This is a genomic window from Streptomyces pseudogriseolus (assembly GCA_002154585.1).
In the GTDB taxonomy this organism is placed as follows: Bacteria; Actinomycetota; Actinomycetes; order Streptomycetales; family Streptomycetaceae; genus Streptomyces; species Streptomyces pseudogriseolus.
Genome location: MUNG01000683.1, coordinates 1 through 951, shown reverse-complemented (window position 1 = coordinate 951; position 951 = coordinate 1). Strand labels below are relative to the sequence as shown.

Here is a 951-nt window from a genome sequence, read left to right as displayed (position 1 = left end):
GGCCGAGCGATGGCCGCGAGGGCGGTGGCGTCTGTACCTGTTCGACGACGCGTCCCGGCGCGCGCGGATGATCGACTTCGAGCCGTTGGGCACGGACAAGCTGCTGGGAGTCCGTAACACCCGGCTGACGACCTCCGACGAGCAGGGCCACGAGGCGGGGTCCGAGTCCGGCGAAGGGCGGTCCCCGGTGCGCGTCCCGCACTGCCACGCACCCGCGTTCGGCGACTGGCACGTGTTCGCGCCGTTCCTCGCCCAGCAGGGCCACGAGCCCGTCGCGACCGTGGTGCTGAACGACGTGTCGGTGGAGGAGGGGGCGGGACCGCTGCGCCCCACCGGCATCGAGCGACTGTTCGTACCGGGTCCGCGCGACACCCCGGACGGGCCGGCCGTCGTCGAGCCCGCCGACGCCGGCATGCTGCGCATCACGTCGGGGCGGCTGGCCGTCACGGACCCCGGCTACGTCTCGGATCCGCGCACCGTCGCCGTGCCGCCGGGCGAGTACCCGGTCACGCTGTCGCTGCTCCGCACGGCACGCTCGGTGGAGGTCGCCGCGGCCAGGGTGACGTTCCTCGACACCCCGCCCCACGCGTGGGAGATGACTCTGCGGCCCGACGAGGACCCGGGGCTGCTCGGCGAAGGCGAGTTCTACGGCGTCGGCGTCGACACCGGCACGGTGGCCTTCATGGACGCGACCCGGGAGGTGGACGACGAGACGCTGGACGACGAGGTGTTCGACCCCCTCTCCTTCGTCGACCGCCCCAGTGTCGAACTGCCCGGCACGGGCACCGAGCCGAACCTCATCGCCTTCACCGCCGGCTGGGGCGACGGGTCCTACCCCGTCTGGACAGGCCGCACGGAGGACGGACAGGCCGCCTGCGTCGTCGTCGACTTCCGGCTCTGCCCCACCGACCAGGAGACGGACACCCCCGGCGGCACCGGGCCCTCGCCCGC

Annotated in this window: 1 protein-coding gene; it reads left to right on the top strand. The window is 73.7% G+C overall.

Annotation, left to right across the window (positions count from 1 at the left end; all coding sequences use genetic code 11):
- Positions 1-951 (top strand): DUF4241 domain-containing protein (locus tag CCN29_RS34075; RefSeq protein ID WP_143661470.1); only part of this gene is annotated, 951 nt, incomplete at both ends.